Raw genomic sequence first — 17,445 nt, 5'->3', positions numbered from 1 at the left:
CGTGATTCATCCGCCACGCGGAATCGGCGACATCATTCGATGCCAGCTGGAATGGTTGAAATTGGGAGGATGAGATGATCCTGCGTACACGCCTGCTCACCGTCACCACCGCCGTCGCCGCCGCGACGTCGATGCTGGCCGCCACCGCGACGCTCGCGGCAGACCAACTGATGGCCCCTCCGGTCGACACGCTCACGCCGCAGGACAGCTCCGGCCTGGTCGCGCAACTGGCGGCGATGGACGCCGCGCGCGGCGTCCCGCCCGACCTGAGCTTCCGCATCAGCAGCCAGCATCCGGGCGTGGTCGGACAAAAGATCGTCCGCGCCCAGCATACCTACAAGGGCTTGCGGGTGTTCGGCTCGGAGTCGGTGGTGGTCACCAATGCCGCCGGCAACATCGTCAGCGTGTCGAGCGCCGACCGGCGCGGCCAATTGGCCACCGGCCTGGCGCCGGCCTCCATCAGCGACATGGTGCCCACGCTGAGCGCCAACGATGCCATTACCATCGCAGCCAATTCCATCGCGCCGCGCGGCACCACCCGCTGGCCACCCAGCGCCGAACTGCTGATCTACCCGATCATGAAGACGGTGCGCCTGCCCTCGGCGGCGAACAAGCCGGAGTCCGAGCTCAATGCGCTGGACGTGGAGGAAGTAGTGGACAGCTACCAGCTGGCCTACTACGTCAAGCTGCGCATGGCGGAAGACGGAAAGCCAATTTATTACGACACCGTCGTCAACGCCAAAACCGGCGCCATCATCGCGCAGTGGCAGGCGCTGAAAACGGTGGTCGGCGCCGGCAACAGCCAGTACAACGGCGTGGTGCCGATCAATACCACGCTGCCCGGCAGCAGCTATCAGATGCTGGACGACTCGCGCGGCATCGGCGGAAAATTCGGCGGCATGGCGATCACCAACGCCAACCACAGCTCGGCCAACAATCCCGATCCCGGCAGCATCTACACCAACAGCAGCAACACCTGGGGCGACGGCCAGCAGTACATCAACGGCGGCAGCACCACCAACGCCAACGGCCAGACCGCCGCGGTCAACGCGCTGTGGGGCCTGATGAACACCTACGACGCTAACAAGAACGCGCTGGGCTGGCATTCGCTGGACGGGAACAACACCGCCACCTACATCGCCGCCCACGTCGACACCCAGTACGACAACGCCTTCTACGACGACAGCTGCAAGTGCATGTACATCGGCGACGGCAGCAGCTTCTACAGCCTGGGCTCCATCGACGTGATCGGCCACGAGATGTCGCATGGCGTTACCGCGTCGACCTCGGACCTGACCTACTCCGGTGAATCGGGTGGCTTGAACGAATCGAACTCCGACATCGGCGGCGAAATGGTGGAAGCCTACGCACGCGCGGGCGGCACCGGCGTCGTGATACCGGCCACCGGCAACGATTGGATGATGGGCAAGGAGATCAGCAAATCCGGCCAGCCGCTGCGCTGGATGTACAAGCCGAGCAAGGATGGCCGCAGTCCCGACGCATGGAGTAGTTCCATCAAAAACCTGGACGTGCACTATTCCAGTGGACCGAATAACCGCATGTACTACTTCCTGTCGCAGGGTTCCAGCAGCGATGCCGCGTCCGACTACTACAGCAAATACCTGGTGAAGAGCCCCGCCGCGATGACCGGTGTGGGCAACGACAAGGCCTACCGGATCTGGTTCAAGGCGAACACCACCAAGTTCACGTCGTCGACCAACTACGCCGACGCGCGCGCCAAGGTGCTGGCCTCCGCGCAGGAGTTGTACGGCGCCGGATCGAAAGAGGCCATCGCCGTGCAGCGCGCCTACGCGGCGATCAACGTCGGCGCCGACATCGACGAGGGCACGACCGGCGGCGATGTCTCGATCACCACGCAGCCGGCCAGCGTGACCGTGGCGCCCGGCGCGACCGCATCGTTCAGCGTGGGCGCCAGCGGCGGCACGCCGCCCTATGCCTACAAGTGGTATCGCAACGGCGCCGAGATCGCCGGCGCGGCGGCAGCCAGCTACTCGCTGACGGCGCAGATCGCCGACAACGGCGCGATGTTCAACGCGGCCATCAGCGATGCGGCATCGCCACCGAAGAGCGCCACCTCGGCCAAGGCGACACTGACCGTGACCGCCGGCGGTGGCGGCACCGAGCGCGTGACCAACGGCGGCTTCGAAAACGGCACCACCGGATGGCACGGCAGCACCGGCGTGATCGGCAGCTTCGCCGACCAGCCGGCGTACGAAGGAACGCGCTACGCCTGGTTGGGCGGCAACGGCTTCTTGGCGATCGAAACGCTGACCCAGCCCGTGACGATACCGTCGAACGCCACCTCGGCGATGCTGACCTTCGCGCTGCATATCGACACCGATGAAACCAACCCCACGGTGTACGACCGGCTGACCGTCACCGTGAGGAGCAGCACCGGCTCCGTGCTGCGCACGCTGGCCACCTGGTCCAACCTCGACGCCGCCGACGGCTACCAGATCCGCAGCTACGATCTGTCGGCCTTCAAGGGGCGCACGGTGACGCTGGCGTTCGTCATGCGCGAGGACAACGGCAAGCAGACCTCCTTCGTGCTCGACAAGGTCAGCCTGATAACGCGGTAATCAACGCAGGCTGACGAACACCGGGTTCGAATAGAACCACAGGCTGCGGTAGTTACGGTCGTTGATGTCGTTGAAGCGCGCCGTGTTGTCGGTGGTGCCGGTACGCTGGTCCGCCAGCGGTTCGCCGTCCTGGGTCAGGCCGGCGACGTCGGCGCCAAGGTTGGTGCCGCGCAGACGGTAGTACTGGTTCTTGCTGGCGGTGGTCTCGTAGCTGATGCTGAAGTAACCGTCCGCATCGACCTTCCAGTCCGCGCTGGTGAAGCGCTTCACCACGCGGGTGCTGGCGTTGGTGGCCACGCCGTAGGCCGCGCTGCCCGGCGTGGCCTTGACGCCCACGTCGCCGACGATCAGGTCAACGTGATCGACCATCGGCTTGACGTTGGCGGCCGTGCCGCTGTCGACCGGCTTCTCGTAGTTGTTCTTGGCCGGCGACTTGAAGCGGATCGTGATCGTCACCTTGTCACCGCTGACCACCTTCAGCTCCCCACCCATCTCCTTGCGGTCATCCTTGCTGGCCAGGTTGAAATCCAGCGCATTGATCAAGTCCCCGTAGACCGAGAACATTTTTCCCGAGCGCAGACCTTGCAGCAGGTCCTTCGCAACCGGCGTTCCCTGGCCGCTGTTAAAGACGTAGTTCTTCGCATACTCGCCGGGGAAGTAGCCGCTGCTATTGCCGCCGACGATTTTGAAGTGGGTGTCCGAATCTGTCAGGTTCCAGATGCGGCGGCCTTCACCGAGCAGCGCATCCCACGTTCCGCCGACCTTGGCGACGATGTAGTCCACGCCGCCGTAGGCGCGCAGCGGTGCGTTCTCCGGCGTGTAGGCGGCCGTGTAGCCGCCGCGGTCCGGCTCCATCTGGTTGCCGACCATGCCTTCGATGCCGAACACGATGTTCGGCGCGATGTCGTTGAAGCGGCGGAAGTCGTCGATGGTGTAGCTGCCCTTGTTGCGCGATGGGTGATTGACCACGGCGTAGCTGGTGTCCGGGTAGTTGTCCTTCAGCCAGCTGATGGCCTTCAGCGCGTCGTCGGCGGTGGCGTTGTAGCGGGTGGTTCCGTACTTGACCTTCCACGCGGCGACATCGGCCGCATCGAACAATGCAGCATCGCGGGTGGTGAACAGGTACTCGAATTCCTTCATGCCCTTGGTGCTGGAGGCCAGCTTGTCGCTGCCCTCGAACAGGCCGATGCCGATGTGGTCGTGGGTCGGCATGTCCCACTCGAAGCCGGAGAAGATCAACTTGTCGGCGTAGGTGCCGGCCGCCTGCAAGGCCTGCACGCGCGGGATCTCGTAGCGTTCCACGCCGGTCGACAGCGGAATCGCCGCCGGCAGCGTTGCGCCCTTCTCGTCGCGCGACGACAGGCGCAGGTGGTTGCTGATCGCCATCCAGTCCAGGCCATAGGTGGTGAAGGCCTTGCCCAGCACCTTGTCCAGCGTCTGGCTCACATCTGTGTCGGGCGACTGCGTGGTATGGGTGTGCAGGTCACCGGCGATCCAGCGGCCGCTCGGAATCGGCGGCACGACAACGGCTGCGGGTTGGTCGCCGCCGCAGGCAACGGCGGTCAGCAGGATGGCAATGGCGGTCGGGATCAGCAATTGGCGTGGGCGAAAATGGGAGGCAAGCGACATGATAAGTGAGTCCTGAAGTGGATGCGGAATTCGGCACACTAGCATTGGCGTATTACCTGTCTGTGACTTGGCGGCGGGATCAAAACTGTTATGATCGTCGGCTGGCGCAGACAAAGATCCGCGCGGTCACGCAAATCAATTCAGGGATTATAAAAATGACTATTGGCGGAAAAACCATAGAAGAGGCCTTGGCCTCGCTGTCCGACATGACCGCAGGCGCGGTCCCCATCGGCAAGGACGAACACCTCCAGCGCCTGGCGCGCGCACAGGCTTACATGCGCGACCAGGGCATCGCGGCGATCTACGTCAACGCCGGCTCCAACATGACCTACTTCACCGGCACCAAGTGGCACGCCAGCGAGCGCATGGTCGGCGCCATCCTGCCGGCCAGCGGTGCAGTGGAGTACATCGCGCCCGCTTTCGAAGAGAGCACGCTGAAGGACTTCATGAAGGTCGAGGGCAACGTCAATACCTGGCATGAGCATGAGAGCCCGTACCAGCTGTTCATCGATACGCTCAAGCGCATGGGCATCGCGCCGGCGGCTGCGGGCGGCGTCGCGCCGCGCGTCGGCATCTGCGAGAGCGCGGCTTTCTTCATCTACGATGGCATCCGTCCGCTGGCCGACGGCTACGCATTGGAAAACGCCAGCAAGGTCACGGCGCACTGCCGCACCCGCAAGTCCGCCAACGAGATCGCGCTGATGCAGCGCGCCAAGGACATGACGCTGGCCGTGCACGTGGCCACCGCCAGCATGCTGCGCGAGGGGATCACCACGGTCGAAGTGGAGGAGTTCATCAACCGCGCGCACCGCAAGGTCGGCGCCTCCGGTTCCTACTTCGTGATTGTGCTGTTCGGCGAGGCGACCGCCTACCCGCATGGTGTGAGCTATGTGCAAACGTTGCAACCGGGCGACACTGTGCTGATCGATACAGGCTGCAAACTGCACAACTACATTTCCGACATCACGCGCACCTATGTGTACGGTGAAATCAGCGAGCGTCAGCGTTCGGTGTGGAACAGCGAGAAGGCGGCGCAGGTGGCGGCCTTCAATGCGGCGCAGTTGGGTGTGCCGTGCGAGCAGGTGGACATGGCCGCGCGCCGTTCGCTGGAGGCCGATGGTTTCGGTCCCGGCTACAAGCTGCCTGGCCTGCCGCACCGCACCGGCCACGGCATCGGCCTCGATATCCACGAGTGGCCCTATCTGGTCGGCGGCGACAAGACGCCGCTGGACGTGGGCATGTGCTTCTCGAACGAGCCGATGATCTGCATTCCCGGCGAATTCGGCGTGCGCCACGAGGACCACTTCTACATGACGGAGAACGGTCCGAAATGGTTCACCGAACCGGCGCACAGCATCGACGATCCGTTCGGCCTGCGCAAGTAAGCGTTATGCCTGCATGCGCTTGAGCCGGTTGTAGAAGTACAGCGGCGCGGTGACATGCAGCGTTCCATCGGCGGGACGGATCACGACACGGTTGGAATCCCAGCGCATCCAGCGTGGGCTTTTGTAGTTGAAGATGCGTCCCTCATCGGTCTCGCCAGCCGGAACAAAACCGAACTGCTGCACGCGGCCGATGAAGGCCGTCTCTCCCGCCGCGTCCACGGTGCCGCGCACCGGAAGGCACATCAGCAGCGCGGGCAATTGCCCGATGCACGCGCCGATCAGCGCTCCACGCAAGGCCGCACCCGGTATCCAGTAATTGGCCAGCCCCGCAACGGCCAGGAACCCGGCGACCAAACAACCCCACACTATCCGGTCGCGCGTGCTCAATAAGGGATTGAAGCCGATCGACTGCTTGTGAAAAGTCTGCGCCATGTTTGCTGTCCTGTCGTTACCAAGTAGCCAGCATTTTGCGCCGCCGCGCCAGGAAAATCCAGTCCCCGGCGCCATTGTTATCTTAGCGGTGCGTCAGGCGAACTCCATCACCTCCTGCAGCGGCTTGCGCACTTTCTGCGGCCAGTTGCCGGCAGCGGCGTAGCCGATCGACAGCAGCATGACCGGCACGTCGGCCTCGCCCAGCTTGAATTCGCGCTTCACTCCGGCGGCATCGAATCCACTCATGGCGCTGCTGGCCAGGCCCATGCCCTCGGCGGCCAGCATCATCGTCATCGCCGCCAGCGAAGCGGAACGCAGCGCCTCGTCCCGCTGCAACTGGGGATTGCCAGGATGCGTATCCCATGCCATGGCACTCCATACATCCGCGACCGTCTGCGGCATGATCCCGGCGTCGACCGACGGCTTCAGTGCCTGCGGCAGGCCTTCGTGCGCGGCCAGGGTGCCGACGATGATGAAGGTGACTGGCGCATCGGTCACCTTCTGCTGGCCGTAAGCGACCGCCTTCAGGCGCTCCTTCGCCTGCGGCGTGCGCACCGCAATGAATTTCCAGTTCTGGAAATTGTAGGCCGACGGCGCCAGCGTCGCCAGGCGTGCCAGCTCGGAGATGTCGGCGTCGCTCAGCGCACGGCCGGTGTCGAAGCGGTTGGCGGAGATGCGCGATTCGATCAGGTGTTTGACGTTCATTTGATTCCCTCTATGGTTGGTTGAAGAGTGCGCATCAGCGGCGCTGCGCGGAGGCCCGCTGTACCGTCAGGATGCTGGCCAGCACCGTGGCCAGGCCGGCCAGCGACAGGGCGCTCAGCGCCTGCCCCAGCAGAGCCCAGCCCAGCACCACCGCGACCAAAGGGCTCAACAGGCCCAACGAGGACACCGCCTCCGGCGACAACCGGGCGATCCCGCGGAACCACAACGCATACGCCAGCAGCGCACCGGCCAATGACAGGTAGGCATAGCCCAGCACCTGCACCGCGCCGAGCGCCGGCAGCGGCGGATCGACCAGCACGGCCAGCGGCGCGAGCATCAGGCCACCAAGCAGCAGCTGCCAGCCGGTCAGGGCCAGCACCGGCAGTTCGCTGCGCCAGCGGCGCGTCAGATAGGTGCCGGCCGCCATGCAGGCAGCACCGGCCAGCGCCGCCGCGATGCCGGCCGCATCCCAGGCCGCGCCGGGCGAGAGCAGCAGCACCGCCATCCCCAGCACGCCCAGCACACCGGCGCCCACGGCCAGCCGCGCTGGCGGGCGCCGCTCCAGCAGCCAGGCCAGGCCCATGACCAGCAGCGGCTGGATCGCGCCGACCACCGCCGCCAAGCCACCCGGCAGGCGGTAGGCCGCGATGAACAACAGCGCCTGGAAAAAGCCGATATTCAACGCCGACAGGACCACCAGCCGGCCCCATTCTGCGCGCGGCGGCAGGCGCCCCACAAAAATCAGCAGCAGCACGCCGGCCGGCAGGGTACGCAGCAGCGCCGCGATGAAGGGCCGGTCCGGCGGCAGCAGCTGGGTGGTGACGATATAGGTCGATCCCCAGATGGCCGGCGCCAGCGCGGTGGTCAGTGTGGTGATCAGGGACGATGTCGTGCTTTTCTCACTCATGGCATTTGTCTCGACTTCAAGATAAAATGAAAGTCTGATCAAAAACAATCTTGATGTCAAGATAAATTGGAGTGTGCGATGTCGAATGAAAGAGCGATGGATGCCGTGGACGCCATCGTGGCGCAATGGCGCCGGGAGCGTCCCGACCTGGACGTGGCGCCGATGGCGACGATAGGACGGCTGAAGCGCTGTGCCGCGCTGCTGCAACGCAGGCTGGACGCGACCTTTGCCGAATTTGGAATGGGTGCGTGGGAATTCGATGTGCTGGCGACGCTCAGGCGCTCCGGCGCGCCCTACTGTCTGGCGCCGACCGCGCTGTTCTCGGCGATGATGATCACCTCCGGCACGATGACGCACCGGCTGCAGCGGCTGGAGGCGAGCGCGCTGGTCGAGCGGGTACCCAACCCCGGCGACGCCCGCAGCCTGCTGGTGCGGCTGACACCGGCCGGGCTGGAACTGATCGAGCGCGCCGTGGCCGCGCACGTCGACAACGAACACAAGATACTGTCGCCCCTGGGCCCAGCGGAACTGGCGCTGCTGGACAGTGGGCTGATCAAACTGCTGGCGGCACTGGAGCCGGCGGACCAATAACCGCCGGCGGCAGCGTTCAAGCGCGCTTCATCACCAGCGTCAGGATGTCGTAGCTGGCCACCAGTTCGTCGTTCTGGTTGGTCACCTGCACATCCCACGCTACCACGCCCTGGCCCACGCCTTTGTCATCGGTGCGGTTGCGGTCCACTTTGCGCTTGCAGGTCAGGCGCGCGCGGATGGTGTCGCCGATCGCCACCGGCGTGATGAAGCGCAGGTTGTCCAGGCCGTAGTTGGCCAGCACCGGACCAGGCGCCGGCGAGACGAACAAGCCGGCAGCGGCCGACAGCACGAAGTAGCCGTGCGCGATGCGCTTGCCGAACTGCGTGTCCTTGGCGGCGATGTCGTCGAAGTGCATGTAGAAGTAGTCGCCGGAGACGCCGCCGAAGTTGACGATGTCCGCTTCGGTCACGGTGCGGCGGTGCGTCAGCAGCGAGTCGCCCATCTTCAGGTCTTCAAAGTAGCGGCGGAACGGATGGACTTCGCTCTCCTGCACTTTGGCGCCGCGCACGTATTCGCCCGTAACGGCGGCCAGCATGGTCGGCGAGCCTTGCACTGCGGCGCGTTGCAGGAAGTGGCGCACGGCGCGGATGCCACCCAGCTCTTCACCACCGCCGGCGCGGCCAGGGCCGCCGTGCTTCAGCTGTGGCAGCGGTGAACCGTGGCCGGTCGAGTCGACCGACGCTTCACGCTCCAGTATCAGCACGCGGCCATGCGAGGCGGCGGCCATCGGCACGGCGTAGGCGGCGGTGGCCGGGTCCTTGGTCACCAGCGTGGAGACCAGCGAGCCTTTGCCGCGCGCGGCCAGCGCCAGCGCTTCGTCGATGCCGTTGTAGCTGATGATGGTGCTAACCGGGCCGAAGGCTTCGATGTCGTGCACGGCGTCGTTGCGCATGCCGTCGCGGCACAGCAGCAGTGTCGGCGAGAAGAAGGAGCCGTTGGCGACGCCGTCGCCAACCAGCTTGAAGCCGTCGCGTTCACTGAACAGCACCTCGTTGCCGCGCGCGAGCAGCTCGACGCGCTCGGCGACGTCGCGCTGCTGGTCCTTGGAGGCCAGTGCCCCCATGCGCACGCCTTCCACCGAAGGATCGCCGATGCTGACCTTGGCCAGGCGCTCGCGCAGGCGCGTGCCGACGGCGTCCACCATATTTTCCGGCACGATGATGCGGCGGATGGCGGTACATTTCTGGCCAGCCTTGCCGGTCATCTCGCGCGCCACTTCCTTGACGAACAGGTCGAACTCGACGTCGTCCGGCGTGACGTCCGGCGCCAGGATGGCGCAGTTGAGCGAATCCGCTTCGGCGGTGAATGGCACCGAGTTGGCGATCAGGTTGCGGTTGGTGCGCAGCTTGGCGGCGGTATCGGCCGAGCCAGTGAAGGTGACGACGTCGGCGCCGCCCAAACGGTCCAGCAGGTCGCCGGTGCTGCCGATGACCAGTTGCAGCGCGCCTTCCGGCAGCAGGCCGGAATCGTTCATCATGCGTACCAGCGCCTCGGTCAGGTAGCTGGTGGCGGAGGCAGGCTTGCCGATGCACGGCATGGCGGCCAGGAAGCTGGGCGCGAACTTCTCCAGCAGGCCCCAGATCGGAAAGTTGAAGGCGTTGATGTGCACCGCCAGGCCGCCGCGCGGCACCAGGATGTGGGTGCCGGAGAAGCCGCCGTTCTTACCCAGCGCCATGGCCGGGCCTTCGTGCAGCACGTTCGACGATGGCAGCTCGCGGCTGCCCATGCTGGCGTAGGCAAACAGCGTGCCGGTGCCACCTTCGATGTCGACCCAGCTGTCGGCGCGGGTGGCTCCGGTCAGGTGCGAGATCGCGTACAGCTCTTCCTTGCGGCTGGCCAGGTATAGCGCCAGCGCCTTCAGGCGCGCGGCGCGCTGCTGGAAGTCCATCTTCATCAGCGCCGGCACGCCGGTCTTGCGGGCGTAGGTGACGGCTTCGTCGAAGTCGATCTTCTCGGCGTGGGTGTGGTAGATCAGCGCGTTGTTCAAGGCGCTGTGCAGCGGCGCCGATGCTTCGGCGCCGATCCAGCGGCCTCCGATCCAGCTTTGCAGGGTTGATGCCATGTTTATCTCCGTTCGATTCGTTATGCTTGAGCGTTTTTATGCAGGTGCAGCGGCAGCGAGCTTTCCCACTCGACGCGCTTGCGGTCCGGTTCCACTTCGGTCAGCGCTTCCACTTCGCGCATGGTGTTCATGGAGCGCACTGCCAATTCCTGATACTGGCCGGTGCCCTCGGTCTTCCATTTGATCTCGTCGTCGCGCAGTTCGCGCGCCACCTTGGCCGGCGTGCCGACCACCAGGCTGCGCGGTGGCACCTGCATGCCGGCGCGGACGAAGCTCATCGCGGCGACGATGCTGTCGGCGCCGATGACGGCGTTGTCCATCACCACGCTGTTCATGCCGACCAGCGCGTTGCGGCCGATGCGGCAGCCGTGCAGCACGGCGCCATGGCCGATATGGCCGTCCCGCTCGACCACCGTGTCGGCACCGGGGAAGCCGTGCATGACGCAGGTGTCTTGCAGATTGGCGCCCTCTTCCAGGATCAGGCGGCCGAAGTCGCCGCGCAGCGCGGCCAGCGGGCCGACGTAGCAGCGCGGGCCGACGATGACGTCGCCGATCAGCACCGCGCTGGGATGCACGTAGGCGGTCGGATGGACCACCGGCGTGACGCCGTTGATTTCATAAACTTTGACCATGGCGGCGCTCCTGCGCTTTACACGCGTTCGATGACGAGGGCGATGCCCTGCCCGACGCCGATGCACATGGTGCACAGCGCAAAGCGGCCACCGGTGCGTTCCAGCTGGTTCAGCGCCGCCAGCACCAGCCGCGCGCCGGACGCGCCCAGCGGGTGGCCGATGGCGATGGCGCCGCCGTTCGGGTTGACGTGCGCCGCGTCATCGGCCAGACCAAGATCACGCGTGACGGCCAGGCCCTGCGCGGCAAAGGCTTCATTCAATTCGATGACGTCCATCTGCTCGATGGTCAGGCCAACCTGCGCCAGCACCTTCTTCGATGCCGGCGACGGGCCGAAGCCCATGATGCGCGGCGCCAGGCCGGCGGTCGCCATGCCCAGCACGCGGGCGCGCTTGCGCAGGCCGTACTGTTCGGCGGCGGCGGCCGACGCCAGCAAAATCGCACAAGCGCCGTCGTTGACGCCCGATGCATTACCAGCCGTTACGCTGCCATCCGGCTTGACCACGCCTTTCAGCTTGGCCAGCATCTCCACCGTGGTGTCCGGACGCGGATGCTCGTCGGTGTCGACGATCTTCGGATCGCCTTTTTTCTGAGGCAGCGTGACCGGCACGATTTCATCCTTGAACACGCCGGCGGCGTGGGCGGCGGCCCAACGCTGTTGGCTACGTACCGCGAACGCATCCTGGTCGGCGCGGCTGATGCCGAATTCCTGGGCGACGTTTTCAGCCGTCTCCGGCATGCTATCGATGCCGTATTTGGCCTTCATCAGCGGATTGACGAAGCGCCAGCCGATGGTGGTGTCCTCGATCTTGGCGGCGCGCGAGAAGGCGCTATCGGCCTTGCCCATGACGAAAGGCGCACGCGTCATGCTTTCGACGCCGCCGGCGATCACCAGCTGCGCTTCACCGGCCTTGATCGAGCGCGCGGCAATGCCGACCGCGTCCAGGCTGGAGCCGCACAGGCGGTTGATGGTGTTGGCGGGTACGTCGACCGGCAAACCGGCCAGCAGCGCCGCCATGCGGCCGACGTTGCGATTATCCTCACCGGCGCCGTTGGCGCAGCCGTAGTAGACGTCATCGACCTTGGACCAGTCCACGCCGGGATTGCGGGCGATCAGCGCGGCGATCGGCAGCGCGGCCAGGTCGTCGGCGCGCACGCCGCCGAGGGCGCCGCCGTAGCGGCCGAATGGGGTGCGGATGGCGTCACAAATAAAAGCGTCGTTCACGGAATCTCCTTAAGGTTTTGGGCGCTGGTCAACCACGCGGCGGGCCTTGCCCGTCAATGTGCGTTCAATGCCGTTGGGAGCCAGCAGGCGCACCTTGGTGGTGACGCCGACATAGGTTTTGATGTGGTGCTCAAGCTCGCGCGCCAGCGCTTCAACCTCGCTGTCGGCAACGCCGGGGCGCAGCTCGGCCAGTACGTCCAGCTTATCGAGGTGGCCGTCGCGGCTGATCACCAGCTGGTATTGCGGCGCAAGCTTCGGCATCTTGAGTATCAATTCTTCGATCTGCGACGGGAACACGTTCACGCCGCGGATGATCAGCATGTCGTCCGAGCGGCCGGTGATCTTGCCGATGCGGCGCATCGAACGCGAAGTGGCCGGCAGCAGGCGCGTGAGATCGCGCGTGCGGTAGCGGATGATGGGCAGCGCTTCCTTGCTCAGCGAGGTGAATACCAGCTCGCCCTCTTCGCCGTCCGGCAGCACCTCGCCGGTTTCGGGGTCGATGATCTCGGGGTAGAAATGGTCTTCCCAGATGACCGGGCCGTCCTTGCTCTCGATGCACTCGCTGGCGACGCCGGGGCCCATCACTTCGGACAGGCCGTAGATGTCCACCGCGTCGATGCCGGCGCGTTGTTCGATCTCTTTGCGCATGGCGTCGGTCCACGGCTCGGCGCCGAAGATGCCGACCTTGAGCGAGCTGGCGGCGGGATCAAGTCCCTGGCGCTGGAACTCCTCGATGATGTTCAACATGTACGACGGCGTGACCATGATGATGGACGGCTTGAAGTCCTGGATCAGCTGCACCTGCTTTTCGGTCTGGCCGCCGGACATCGGGATCACCGTGCAGCCCAATCGCTCGGCGCCATAGTGCGCACCGAGGCCGCCGGTGAACAGGCCGTAGCCGTAGGAGATGTGCACCATATCGCCGCGACGGCCGCCGGCTGCGCGGATCGAACGTGCCACCACATTGGCCCAGGTGTCGATGTCGTTCTGCGTGTAGCCGACCACGGTCGGCTTGCCGGTGGTGCCGCTGGAGGCGTGCACGCGCACCACCTGGTCCTGCGGCACGGCGAACATGCCGAACGGGTAGTTATCGCGCAGTTCCTTCTTGCCGGTGAAGGGGAACTTGGCCAGGTCGGCCAGCGTATGCAGGTCGTCGGGATGGACACCGGCGGCGTCGAACGCGGCGCGGTAATGCGCGACGTTGTCGTAGGCGTGCTTGAGCGACCACTTCATGCGTTGCAGTTGCAGCGCTTGCAGTTCGTCCTTGCTGGCGCGTTCGATCGGTTCCAGATCGGACGGCGCGGGTATGCGTTGAACCATCGGTGTCTCCTCTTTACCCTGCGTGCGGCGGCACAGGAACGATATGGCCGCTGACGCGGTGCGATTTACCCCGGAACAGCGCAACGGTGCGGCCGTCCTGGTTGGTGATCTTGACGTCGTAGACGCCGCTCTTGCCGGCCAGCGCCTGCTCGGTCGCGTCGGCGGTCAGCACGTCGTGCAGGCGGGCCGGCGCGAGGTAGTCGATGGTGCAGCCGGCGCCCACGGTGGTCAGGTTGTGGCTGTTGCAGGCGAAGGCGAAGGCGCTGTCGGCCAGCGTGAAAATGAAGCCGCCGTGGCAGCTGCCATGGCCGTTCAGCATATCGGCGCGCACCGGCATCGACATGCGGGCGTGACCGGGGGCGATGGCGTCGATCTTCATGCCCAGGCCCTGCGAGGCCGGGTCGCTCTCGAACATGGCGGCGCCGACGGCTTGCGCCAGCGCCTGTGCTTCCTCGGCCAGGGTTGCGGTCTTAGTCATGGAAGCACCCTCCTGCGGCCTGCTTGCGGCGCAGCAGCGGCGACACGCGGTAGCGGTCCTCGCCATAGCCTGCGGCCAGGTTGGACAGCACGGCGACGATCTGGCCAATGCCGACGGCGTCGGCCCAGGCCAGCGGGCCACGCGGATAGTTGACACCCTTCTGCATGGCGAGGTCCGCGCCGGCCGCACTGCAGACGCCTTGATTAACAGCGTCCGCCGCCTCGTTGGCCAGCATGGCGACGGTGCGCATGACGGCCAGGCCGGGTACGTCGTCCAGCCGCGTGACGGTGAAGCCGGCCGCCTGGAACAGGCCGACCACGGCGTTGAAGGCCGCGGGCGAGCATTGATCCGAGCAGCTGACGGCGATGCGCTTGGCGGTGGCATAGTCCAGCGCCAGGTCGAACAGCACCGTGTCCGGATGATGGCTGTCGTGCGCGCGCTGGGTGGCGCTGCGGCCGTCGGTCAGGTAGACGGCGGCGCCGTTGCAGTGGAACGCCGGCGCGTCGTCGGTGCCGGCGGCGTGGCTGCGCGCTTCCGGCGTCTTGCGGTGCGAGATGTTGATGCCGGAGGCGCGCAAGCGGGCCGCCAGCGCGTCGCAAACTGCGCCGCCAATCGCATGCGATGGGCCGACCGCCGCACCCGGCTCAATGGTGTAGCTGACGAATTCCGGCTTCGGCTGCGCGGCTTCCGCCTGCGGCTGCGGCATTGCAGGGGCGGCGTCGCCGTAGTGGTAAAAGCCGCGACCCGATTTACGGCCGAGGAAACCGGCGTTGACCATCTCCTGCTGCAGCACCGACGGCGTAAAGCGCGGATCGTTGAAGTAGGCGCCGAACACCGATTGCGTGACCGAGAAATTGACGTCGTGGCCGATCAGGTCCATCAGCTCGAAGGGCCCCATGCGGAAGCCGCCGCAATCGCGCATGACGGCGTCGATGGTGGCGGCGTCGGCGGCCTGCTCGTTCAGCAGGCGCCAGCCTTCAGCGTAGAACGGCCGCGCCACGCGGTTGACGATGAAGCCCGGCGTGGACTTGGCGTGCACCGGCTGCTTGCCCCACGCGGCGGCGGTGTCGTACACGGTGTGCGCGACGTCGGCGTCGGTGGCCAGGCCGCTGATCACTTCGACCAGCGCCATCAAGGGCACCGGATTAAAGAAGTGCATGCCCACCAGCCGCGCCGGCAAGCGCAGCTTGGCGGCGATGGCGGTGACGGAGATCGACGAGGTGTTGGTGGCGAGGATGCAGTCGTCGGCGACGATGGCTTCCAGCTCGGCGAACAGGCCGCGCTTGACGTCGAGGTTCTCGACGATGGCTTCGACCACCAGCGCGGCGTCGGCGATATCGTTCAGCGTGACGGCCGCCTGCACGCGGGTGATGGAAGCTGCGCAATCGACAGCGCTCATGCGCTCCTTGGCCACCAGCTTGTTCAGCGCGGCGGCGATATCGGACATGGCCTTGGCCACGGCTTCCGGCCGGGTGTCGAACAGCTTGACGGTATAGCCGGCGACGGCGGCCACCTGCGCGATGCCGGCGCCCATGGCGCCGCTGCCGATGACGGCGACCGCGCGGTCGGTGTGGAGGGCTGCCATCTTATTTCCCCTTGAATTGCGGCGCGCGCTTTTCCATGAAGGCGGCGACGCCTTCGCGGTAGTCGTCGCTGCGACCCAGTTCGCTCATCATTTCGCATTCCAGCGCCAGCTGCTGTTGCAGCGAATTGTGCGGACTGCAATGCAAGGCTTGTTTGGTGAAGGCCAGGCCCTTGGTCGGGGCAGTGGCGAAGTGGCGCGCCATGGCCTGCGTTTCGGCGGCCAGTTCCTCGTCCGGCACGGCCTTCCAGATCAGGCCCCAGGATTCGGCTTTTTCGGCGCTGAGTTTATCGCCCAGCATGGCCAGGCCCATGGCGCGCGCGCTGCCGATCAGGCGTGGCAGGAAGTAGGTGCCGCCGGTGTCGGGGATCAGGCCCAGTTTGCAGAACACTTCGACGAAGGACGCGGACTTCGCGGCCAGCACGATGTCGCAAGCCAGCGCGATGTTGGCGCCGGCGCCTGCAGCCACGCCGTTGACGGCGCAGATCACCGGCATCGGCAAGGCGCGCAGCGCCAGCACCAACGGTGCGTAGTTCTTTTCCACCGAGTCGCCCAGGTCGACCGGACGGGCGCCCGGCTCCACCGAGCGGTCCGACAAATCCTGGCCGGCGCAGAAGCCGCGGCCGGCGCCGGTCAGCACCATCACGCGCACGGTTTTGTCGTGGCTGATCTTGTGCATGGCGTGGCGCACTTCCTCGTGCATGGCCTGGGTGAAGCTGTTGAGCTTATCGGGGCGGTTCAGCGTCAGCGTGGCGATGCCGTCGGTGATGTCGAAGAGGATGTTCTCGTAGTTCATGGCGTCTCCGGGGGGATGTTTTATTCGGCCTGGTCGAAGTCGATAACGACTTTGTCGGTGATGGGGAAGCTCTGGCAGCTCAGCACATAGCCGCGCGCGATCTCATAGTCTTCCAGCGCGTAGTTGACGTCCATGTCGACTTTACCTTCGAGCAGTTTGCAGCGGCAGGTCGAGCACACGCCGCCCTTGCACGAGTAGCGCATGTCGATGCCGGCCTTGAGGCCCGCGTCGAGCAGCGACTCCTTGTCCTGGTCCATGGTGAAGCTGGTGGCGTTGCCGTCCAGGATAACCGTGACTTCGGTTTCGTGGCGGCCCGCTTGCGGGTCGACCGCGCGCGGCTTGTGCTGGTGCTTCGGGATGCTGGCGGCGAACAGCTCGATCTTGATCTGCGACTTCGGCATGCCGGCTTCCTGCAGGGCTTCCGAGACGCCGAGCATCATGTCTTCCGGGCCGCAGATGAAGGCGACGTCAATGTCCTCCACCCACACCCAGTGCTTCAGGAACTGCGCCGCCTTCTCCTTGGTGATGCGGCCGTTGAACAATTCGATGTCCTGCTGCTCGCGGCTCATCACGTAGGCCAGCTTGAGGCGCTCCATGTAGGTGTCCTTCAGGTCGGACAGTTCGTCCTTGAAGATCACCGACGACGAGGCGCGGTTGCCGTAGAAGAGCGTGAAGCGGCTGTGTGGTTCGGCCGCCAGCGTGGTCTTGATGATCGACAGGATGGGCGTGATGCCGCTGCCGGCGGCGAAGGCCAGGTAGTGCTTGTGGTTGGCGGCGTCCAGCGGCACGTTGAAGTGACCCATCGGCGGCATCACGTCGAGCGTGATGCCGGGCTTGATGGTGTCGTTGGCCCAGCTGGAAAACAGCCCGCCCTGGGTACGCTTGATGGCCACGCGCAGCGCACCGTCCTGCACGGCGGAGCAGATCGAGTACGAGCGGCGTACGTCTTCGTCGCCGATCTGGGCGCGCAGTGTCAGGTGCTGGCCTTGCTGGAAGGTGAAGCTCTGTTGCAGTTCGGGCGGCACGGCGAAGGTGACGGCGATGGTGTCGCGCGTTTCATTGCGCACTTGCGAGACGGTCAGCGGGTGGAATTTGCTCATGAT

General features: G+C 65.6%; 15 protein-coding genes. 3 read left to right on the top strand and 12 right to left on the bottom strand.

Annotated features, from left to right (window positions below):
- Window positions 1–74: 74 nt before the first annotated feature.
- A complete protein-coding gene (locus tag D0T21_RS18635; RefSeq protein ID WP_116991720.1) occupies window positions 75–2,600 on the top strand; it encodes a M4 family metallopeptidase in 2,526 nt (841 codons plus the stop codon).
- Here the strand turns inward: D0T21_RS18635 and D0T21_RS18630 are convergent, their stop codons facing one another.
- Window positions 2,601–4,229, bottom strand: a complete 1,629-nt coding sequence (locus tag D0T21_RS18630) for an S-layer protein (protein ID WP_116991722.1) — start codon at window positions 4,227–4,229, stop codon at window positions 2,601–2,603.
- Window positions 4,230–4,384: 155 nt separating this feature from the next.
- Between D0T21_RS18630 and D0T21_RS18625 the strand changes: the two genes are divergently transcribed.
- Window positions 4,385–5,614, top strand: a complete 1,230-nt coding sequence (locus tag D0T21_RS18625; protein ID WP_116991724.1) for a Xaa-Pro peptidase family protein — start codon at window positions 4,385–4,387, stop codon at window positions 5,612–5,614.
- A 3-nt stretch (window positions 5,615–5,617) separates the two neighbouring features.
- Here the strand turns inward: D0T21_RS18625 and D0T21_RS18620 are convergent, their stop codons facing one another.
- From D0T21_RS18620 to D0T21_RS18610, 3 genes are all read right to left on the bottom strand, one after another.
- Entirely contained in the window at window positions 5,618–6,046 is a 429-nt protein-coding gene (locus D0T21_RS18620) for a hypothetical protein (RefSeq protein WP_116991727.1), read from the bottom strand.
- A 93-nt stretch (window positions 6,047–6,139) separates the two neighbouring features.
- Window positions 6,140–6,751: a nitroreductase family protein gene (locus D0T21_RS18615; RefSeq protein ID WP_116991729.1), complete on the bottom strand. Its 612-nt coding sequence runs from the start codon at window positions 6,749–6,751 to the stop codon at window positions 6,140–6,142.
- A gap of 34 nt (window positions 6,752–6,785) precedes the next feature.
- Complete coding sequence (locus D0T21_RS18610) at window positions 6,786–7,658, bottom strand: EamA family transporter (RefSeq protein WP_116991731.1); 873 nt, start codon at window positions 7,656–7,658, stop codon at window positions 6,786–6,788.
- Between the two features lie 78 nt (window positions 7,659–7,736).
- Between D0T21_RS18610 and D0T21_RS18605 the strand changes: the two genes are divergently transcribed.
- Window positions 7,737–8,249 (top strand): MarR family winged helix-turn-helix transcriptional regulator, encoded by a 513-nt coding sequence (locus tag D0T21_RS18605; RefSeq protein ID WP_116991733.1) that lies wholly within the window; start codon window positions 7,737–7,739, stop codon window positions 8,247–8,249.
- A gap of 16 nt (window positions 8,250–8,265) precedes the next feature.
- On the opposite strand, the gene paaZ is transcribed toward D0T21_RS18605, so the two are convergent.
- The 8 genes from paaZ to paaE are packed head-to-tail and all read right to left on the bottom strand — an operon-like array spanning window position 8,266 to window position 17,442.
- Window positions 8,266–10,311, bottom strand: coding sequence for a phenylacetic acid degradation bifunctional protein PaaZ (gene paaZ / locus D0T21_RS18600; RefSeq protein WP_116991735.1), 2,046 nt, complete (start codon window positions 10,309–10,311; stop codon window positions 8,266–8,268).
- Window positions 10,312–10,331: 20 nt separating this feature from the next.
- Window positions 10,332–10,943, bottom strand: a complete 612-nt coding sequence (gene paaY / locus D0T21_RS18595) for a phenylacetic acid degradation protein PaaY (RefSeq protein WP_116991738.1) — start codon at window positions 10,941–10,943, stop codon at window positions 10,332–10,334.
- Between the two features lie 17 nt (window positions 10,944–10,960).
- Window positions 10,961–12,166 carry a 3-oxoadipyl-CoA thiolase gene (gene pcaF, locus D0T21_RS18590; protein WP_116991740.1) on the bottom strand — a complete coding sequence of 402 codons (1,206 nt, stop codon included), beginning with the start codon at window positions 12,164–12,166 and terminating at the stop codon, window positions 10,961–10,963.
- 9 nt (window positions 12,167–12,175) lie between these two features.
- Window positions 12,176–13,486, bottom strand: a complete 1,311-nt coding sequence (paaK, locus tag D0T21_RS18585; protein ID WP_116991743.1) for a phenylacetate--CoA ligase PaaK — start codon at window positions 13,484–13,486, stop codon at window positions 12,176–12,178.
- Window positions 13,487–13,499: 13 nt separating this feature from the next.
- Window positions 13,500–13,964, bottom strand: coding sequence for a hydroxyphenylacetyl-CoA thioesterase PaaI (gene paaI, locus D0T21_RS18580; RefSeq protein WP_116991745.1), 465 nt, complete (start codon window positions 13,962–13,964; stop codon window positions 13,500–13,502).
- On the bottom strand, window positions 13,957–15,549 hold the full coding sequence (paaH, locus tag D0T21_RS18575; RefSeq protein WP_116991747.1) for a 3-hydroxyacyl-CoA dehydrogenase PaaH: 1,593 nt from the start codon (window positions 15,547–15,549) through the stop codon (window positions 13,957–13,959). Before paaH ends, paaI begins: the two co-directional genes overlap by 8 nt.
- 1 nt (window position 15,550) lies before the next feature.
- Window positions 15,551–16,342 (bottom strand): 2-(1,2-epoxy-1,2-dihydrophenyl)acetyl-CoA isomerase PaaG, encoded by a 792-nt coding sequence (paaG, locus tag D0T21_RS18570; RefSeq protein WP_116991749.1) that lies wholly within the window; start codon window positions 16,340–16,342, stop codon window positions 15,551–15,553.
- Window positions 16,343–16,362: 20 nt separating this feature from the next.
- Window positions 16,363–17,442, bottom strand: a complete 1,080-nt coding sequence (gene paaE / locus D0T21_RS18565) for a 1,2-phenylacetyl-CoA epoxidase subunit PaaE (protein ID WP_116991751.1) — start codon at window positions 17,440–17,442, stop codon at window positions 16,363–16,365.
- Window positions 17,443–17,445 lie beyond the last annotated feature (3 nt).

The sequence above is a fragment of the Duganella sp. BJB476 genome, from assembly GCF_003416895.1.
GTDB lineage: Bacteria > Pseudomonadota > Gammaproteobacteria > Burkholderiales > Burkholderiaceae_D > Rugamonas.
This window is presented reverse-complemented; position numbering and strand designations above follow the sequence as displayed.

Bases quoted from the DNA above. Each gene is read 5' to 3' on its own strand.
- D0T21_RS18635 (WP_116991720.1), top strand. From the start codon at position 75: ATGATCCTGCGTACACGCCTGCTCACCGTCACCACCGCCGTCGCCGCC.
- D0T21_RS18630 (WP_116991722.1), bottom strand. From the start codon at position 4,229: ATGTCGCTTGCCTCCCATTTTCGCCCACGCCAATTGCTGATCCCGACC.
- D0T21_RS18625 (WP_116991724.1), top strand. From the start codon at position 4,385: ATGACTATTGGCGGAAAAACCATAGAAGAGGCCTTGGCCTCGCTGTCC.
- D0T21_RS18620 (WP_116991727.1), bottom strand. From the start codon at position 6,046: ATGGCGCAGACTTTTCACAAGCAGTCGATCGGCTTCAATCCCTTATTG.
- D0T21_RS18615 (WP_116991729.1), bottom strand. From the start codon at position 6,751: ATGAACGTCAAACACCTGATCGAATCGCGCATCTCCGCCAACCGCTTC.
- D0T21_RS18610 (WP_116991731.1), bottom strand. From the start codon at position 7,658: ATGAGTGAGAAAAGCACGACATCGTCCCTGATCACCACACTGACCACC.
- D0T21_RS18605 (WP_116991733.1), top strand. From the start codon at position 7,737: ATGTCGAATGAAAGAGCGATGGATGCCGTGGACGCCATCGTGGCGCAA.
- paaZ (WP_116991735.1), bottom strand. From the start codon at position 10,311: ATGGCATCAACCCTGCAAAGCTGGATCGGAGGCCGCTGGATCGGCGCC.
- paaY (WP_116991738.1), bottom strand. From the start codon at position 10,943: ATGGTCAAAGTTTATGAAATCAACGGCGTCACGCCGGTGGTCCATCCG.
- paaK (WP_116991743.1), bottom strand. From the start codon at position 13,486: ATGGTTCAACGCATACCCGCGCCGTCCGATCTGGAACCGATCGAACGC.
- paaI (WP_116991745.1), bottom strand. From the start codon at position 13,964: ATGACTAAGACCGCAACCCTGGCCGAGGAAGCACAGGCGCTGGCGCAA.
- paaH (WP_116991747.1), bottom strand. From the start codon at position 15,549: ATGGCAGCCCTCCACACCGACCGCGCGGTCGCCGTCATCGGCAGCGGC.
- paaG (WP_116991749.1), bottom strand. From the start codon at position 16,342: ATGAACTACGAGAACATCCTCTTCGACATCACCGACGGCATCGCCACG.
- paaE (WP_116991751.1), bottom strand. From the start codon at position 17,442: ATGAGCAAATTCCACCCGCTGACCGTCTCGCAAGTGCGCAATGAAACG.